General features: G+C 43.0%; 6 protein-coding genes. All 6 read right to left on the bottom strand.

All coding sequences use genetic code 11. The features are described from left to right. On the bottom strand, window positions 1-301 hold a 301-nt coding region (locus tag E1163_RS30560; RefSeq protein WP_185156063.1), incomplete at its 3' end, for a hotdog family protein. 52 nt (window positions 302-353) lie between these two features. Beyond that, complete coding sequence (locus E1163_RS12015; protein WP_155171988.1) at window positions 354-1,238, bottom strand: lysophospholipid acyltransferase family protein; 885 nt, start codon at window positions 1,236-1,238, stop codon at window positions 354-356. After that, on the bottom strand, window positions 1,238-1,486 hold the full coding sequence (locus E1163_RS12020) for an acyl carrier protein (protein WP_155171990.1): 249 nt from the start codon (window positions 1,484-1,486) through the stop codon (window positions 1,238-1,240). Before E1163_RS12020 ends, E1163_RS12015 begins: the two co-directional genes overlap by 1 nt. A gap of 16 nt (window positions 1,487-1,502) precedes the next feature. Next, window positions 1,503-2,723: a beta-ketoacyl-[acyl-carrier-protein] synthase family protein gene (locus E1163_RS12025; protein WP_155171992.1), complete on the bottom strand. Its 1,221-nt coding sequence runs from the start codon at window positions 2,721-2,723 to the stop codon at window positions 1,503-1,505. Between the two features lie 15 nt (window positions 2,724-2,738). Further along, window positions 2,739-3,464 carry a flexirubin biosynthesis SDR family reductase FlxB gene (gene flxB, locus E1163_RS12030; RefSeq protein WP_155171994.1) on the bottom strand — a complete coding sequence of 242 codons (726 nt, stop codon included), beginning with the start codon at window positions 3,462-3,464 and terminating at the stop codon, window positions 2,739-2,741. A 77-nt stretch (window positions 3,465-3,541) separates the two neighbouring features. After that, on the bottom strand, window positions 3,542-4,976 hold a 1,435-nt coding region (gene flxA, locus E1163_RS12035), incomplete at its 5' end, for a flexirubin biosynthesis tyrosine ammonia-lyase FlxA (protein ID WP_155171996.1).

Here is a 4,976-nt window from a genome sequence, read left to right on the forward strand (position 1 = left end):
CGCCTATAGCCGGTAATTTATAAATTTTAAGGCCTTTAACCGAAGCAATAAAGCCAACAGGGGCCTCTTTTTTTAATGAATGGGCCTGAATACCGGCAAACAATGCGGCAGTCTGTGCCATGTTCTCAACAAGCCCACCTTCCTGTAAACGGCCTTCGTTAACCAGTACGTTATCATCTGTTACCTTCAGCCCTGACACTACCGACTTTTCATCATGGCTGTACAGAGAAGAGACCATTACAAACGGTGGACGTTGTGGTATGTATTTTAAAAGCTCGTTTCCTTCTTCCAGTGCGGTCATATCTTAAAATTTAACCGGCGCCATTGCAGGCTAATATTAATTTATTTGTTAATTATTCAACTACTGCACCTTTTACATCTTCGCTCCAAAAGTCATAATAGTTAAACCACTGTAAAGGTGTCTGCTTCATCTTTGTTTCCAGGTGCTCTACATACTGATCGAGCAACTCCTCAGCGGTGGATTCTGCATTTTGGATCGGGGTAGCTGAAAGGTGGTATGTTTTACCTTTTCCACGAACGGCATAGGCGAAAGAGTAAGGCACTTTAAGCTTGGTAGCTATAGTAAATGGCCCCAGCGGAAAAAAGGCATTTTTACCCATGAACACCTTTCGGACTACGCGACCACCTGAGGTAAACCTGTCGCCATGCATGCAGATAACCTCTTTATTGCGCAAAGCGGTGTTGATCTTGAAAATGTGTGACAGGTCGTTTTTTATAGCAATGATGTTCACTTTTCTGTCTTTCATGACCTGATCAAGGTAGTTTTTGATCTTTTCATGTTCAGCTTCATAGATCAGGATATTGGTCGTAAGTTTGATTTTATCCAGCAGAAAACCTGCTATCTCCCAATTACCGAGGTGGGCGCTTATTACCACACCTCCGGTTTCCTTTAATGTTTCGAGATGCTCGACACCATCGAAAGTATATTGAAATTCGTCTGATTGGCCCGAGCCTATAGCTATTTTATCGATTAGCGTCTGCCCGAAAATGTAGTAACTCTTGTAAACAGCCTGACAGGCTTTCAATCTGTTAAAACCTAAAATATCCCTAAAATAGCTATATATAGCTGAGGTCGATTTCGGAGCAAATATTACGTAGTAGCATGCCACTATCCTTAAAAGAACATACGCCGCACTTACCCCTGACTTTTTAAGAATATAAATGAAAATCTGATAACCCAGGAGGCCTCCGCGTGTTTTGCCCTTCCAAGACGACATTATGCGGCCTCTGCTTTCTGAATTACGTAATCGTAGAAATCCTGAAAAGTATTAATACCAACAAAATCCTCCGGATTTACTTTAAAGCCAAAGTTGCTTTCTATCTCCACCACCAGATCAACATAGTCAAGGCTGTCCAGGTCGAGAGTCTCTTTTAAGTTGGCTTCAGGTTCGATTACCTCAGGTTCAACCTCAAACTCATCTACCAGGAATCCATTTATTTTCTCAATGATCTCGTCTCTATTCATCTCCGTTTAGTAATGTTTAGTCAAATTTTTTGATGATTAAGCTGGAATTTGTGCCTCCAAACCCGAAAGAATTCGACAAAAATAAATCAAAATCCTTTTCCACAACATCAAAAGCAAAGTTTAAATCTTTTAGTTCATCGTCGGGATCCTGCAGGTTAATATTTGGGGCGATGAAGCCATTTTGCATCATAAGCAGCGAATAAACTACCTCGCTGGCCCCTGCCATCCACATTTCATGACCTGTCATTGATTTGGTGGAGCTGAGGTATGGTTGTTTATCTCCAAAAACCTGTAGTATGGCCTTCCCTTCATTCAGGTCACCGGCAAGGGTGGATGTAGCATGGGCATTGATGTAGGCAATATCGGCAGCCTTCACTCTTGCTTGTTCCATTGCCATTTCCAGGGAGCGCGCCGGCCCGTCTACATTAGGGTGTGAAATATGATCACCATTGGATGAAAAGCCGTATCCTATGATCTCTCCCAATATTTCCGCCCCTCTCTTTTTCGCCGATTCCAGGCTTTCTATAATTATGGTTGCAGCACCTCCACTAGGCACCAGCCCGTCACGTTTTTTATCAAAAGGCCTTGATGATGCTGCGGGATTTGCCTCCTGAATAGAAAATGTACCTAAGCCATCAAAACTACCCATGGAGTGATAGTTCACTTCCTGGGCCCCACCACAAATTACCTTATCCTGCATGCCGCTTTTAATCATCATATATCCCAAGCCTATAGAGTGGGAGCCGCTGGCACATGCGGCACTAACCGTAAAGTTGATACCTTTAAGTTTAAAAATAGTGGCCAGATTCATGGTTACGGTACTGTTCATCGATTGAAAGATGGAACCGCTGCCAATTAAGGTGGTATCCTTCTTAATTCGAAGTGTATCCACGGCCTCTATGCATGGCTTTGCCGAGCTATCATTTCCAAAGATGATCCCAACATTCTGACTGGCCAAAAACTCTTCGTCCATATTGGCCATTTTCATCGCCTCTATGGTTGACATGTAGGCGTACTCTCCCTGCTCTGCAAGACCAATTCGCTGCCTGCGGTTAAGCATCTCCTTCAGCACCGGCTTTTCCAATATACCGGTCAGTGAAGACCTGAAACCCAACTCTTTACGCTCGGGGTCAATGCCAATGCCCGACTTACCGTGGTACAAAGAATGCTTAACCTCTTCCAGGTTTTTTCCTATACATGAATAAATACCTATACCGGTAATAACTACCCTGTTCATCTAAACTGAATCTGATTAATACAGACCTCCATTAATTGATATTGTTTCTCCTGTGATATATGAGGAGGCATCTGATGCTAAAAATCCCACTACTTTTGCCACTTCCTCCGCTGTTCCAAACCGACGCATAGGAATCATGGATTTATATTCCTTCTCGTCGATACCCTCAGTCATCTCTGTCTTTATAAAACCTGGTGCTACGGCATTAACAGTGATGTTTCTTCTGGCAACTTCCTGGGCCAGGGCCTTAGTTGCACCTATTACTGCTGCTTTAGCAGCCGAATAATTGGTCTGGCCAGGTAAGCCTTTCAACCCTGAAAGTGAAACTACATTGATGATCCTTCCATTTTTGGCTTTGACCATCTCCTGCAGAACACTTTTGGTAACATTATAAAAACCTCCTAAACTGATATCCACTACGTCATCCCACTCCTCGTCCTTCATCCAGATCATGAGGTTGTCTTTTTTTATGCCGGCATTATTGACCAGCACTTCAATTTTTTTATCCGCATTGTCCTTTTGCCACTTCGCCAGCACTTCATTGGTTTCTTTTCTGTCGGCCACATTAAAGGGCATAAGCTCTGCTATTTGCCCTTCCTCTTCTACTGCTGCTTTAGCTTCCTCAGCGGCCTGCTTATTTGAGGCGTAGTTGATCAAAATGTTGTAACCCTGCTTTGCCAACTGAATGCAAATTGCTTTGCCAATACCACGGGAACCTCCCGTAACCAATGCATATTTCATAGACGTGCGTGATTCAAAATCGTCATTTTCAAACGATTTGCAATTTATTCATATAATTTTTCACTTCCAATAATGTACTAAACCTTCCATGAAGAATTTTCCATCATAAACTCCTTCACTTTTCTCAGATCGTTGTAAATGGGATAATCCCCGCTAAACTCAGGCACTATTTCTCTTATGCTATCATAGATCTTTTTGCTCTGAGCAGATAACCCTTCGGTCTTTTTCAAATAATCCAGCGCCTGCACTATGGAGATTACCTCAATAGCCAACACTTCAAAAGTGTTTTCTATGACCTTTTTAGCACATAATGCGGCATTGGCACCCATACTGACAATATCCTGATTATCATTATTGTTAGGTATGCTATGAACATACATAGGGTTGGACAACATCTGGTTTTCTGCTGTGGTAGAGGTAGCCGTAAACTGTACTCCCTGCATGCCAAAGTTAAAACCGAGCTTACCTAAATTGACAAAAGGACTGAGAATACCATTCAATTGGGGGTTCATCAAAAAATTAAGTTGCCTTTCGGCCAGCATTGAAAGTTTGGTGGTAGCAATTTTCAATTTATCCATTTCAAACGACACATAATCTCCATGAAAATTACCGCCGTGGAATACATTGCCATTTTTGGCATCCACTATCGGGTTATCATTGGCTGAATTAATTTCCTCCACCAACAACTTCTGCGCTTCAATAATAGTTTCATAAATAGCGCCCAATATCTGTGGTACGCAGCGAAGCGAATAATACTCCTGTACTTTGTTGCTGATTATCTCTTCTTCAATATGTGTGTTATAAAGTTGCTTTTCCCGCTTCCGGATGTATTTGCTGTCGGCCATGCCTTCACGCATCAGTTTGGCAATATATTGCTGGCCGCTATGTTTTTTTGTACTGTTCAGCTCGGCAGAAAAGTAATCATCGTAGGAGTCAACCATTTCGCATATCATGGCAGAAATACCTACAGACCACTCTATGGCTCTCTGAGCATATATGGCATTGATAATCCCTATACCGGTCATAACACTGGTACCATTCATCACTGCCAGCCCTTCCCTGAGTTTAATGCTCATGGGTGTGATTCCCAGCTCGGCAAACACTTCTGATGTAGGCCTGCGCTGGTTGTTATATACTACCTCCCCTTCCCCTATCATAACCAGGGCAAGGTGCGCCAGTTGCACCAGGTCTCCACTGGCCCCAACTCCACCGTGTTCGAATATTACGGGGGACACATGATTGTTGAGTAAATCTACCAGCACCTGAACGGCGGAAATATTTACGCCCGAATACCCAAGGGAAAGGGTATTGAGCCTGGCAAGCATGGAAGCTTTTACATATACAGGATCGAGGATATTGCCCAGGCCTGAGGCATGGCTGCGAATGAGGTTATACTGCAGGTCTTTTTGCTCCTCTTCACTTATTTTATATTGTGCCATGGGGCCAAACCCGGTGTTGATCCCATAGATCACCTTATTTTTGGAGAATTCACTGAGGAAGGTATAGCTGTCG

Source organism: Fulvivirga kasyanovii (genome assembly GCF_009711405.1).
Taxonomy (GTDB): domain Bacteria; phylum Bacteroidota; class Bacteroidia; order Cytophagales; family Cyclobacteriaceae; genus Fulvivirga; species Fulvivirga kasyanovii.

Excerpts from the sequence above, each read along its gene's own strand:
- E1163_RS12020 (WP_155171990.1), bottom strand. The coding sequence starts at position 1,486 with ATGAATAGAGACGAGATCATTGAGAAAATAAATGGATTCCTGGTAGAT.
- E1163_RS12025 (WP_155171992.1), bottom strand. The coding sequence starts at position 2,723 with ATGAACAGGGTAGTTATTACCGGTATAGGTATTTATTCATGTATAGGA.
- flxB (WP_155171994.1), bottom strand. The coding sequence starts at position 3,464 with ATGAAATATGCATTGGTTACGGGAGGTTCCCGTGGTATTGGCAAAGCA.
- E1163_RS12015 (WP_155171988.1), bottom strand. The coding sequence starts at position 1,238 with ATGTCGTCTTGGAAGGGCAAAACACGCGGAGGCCTCCTGGGTTATCAG.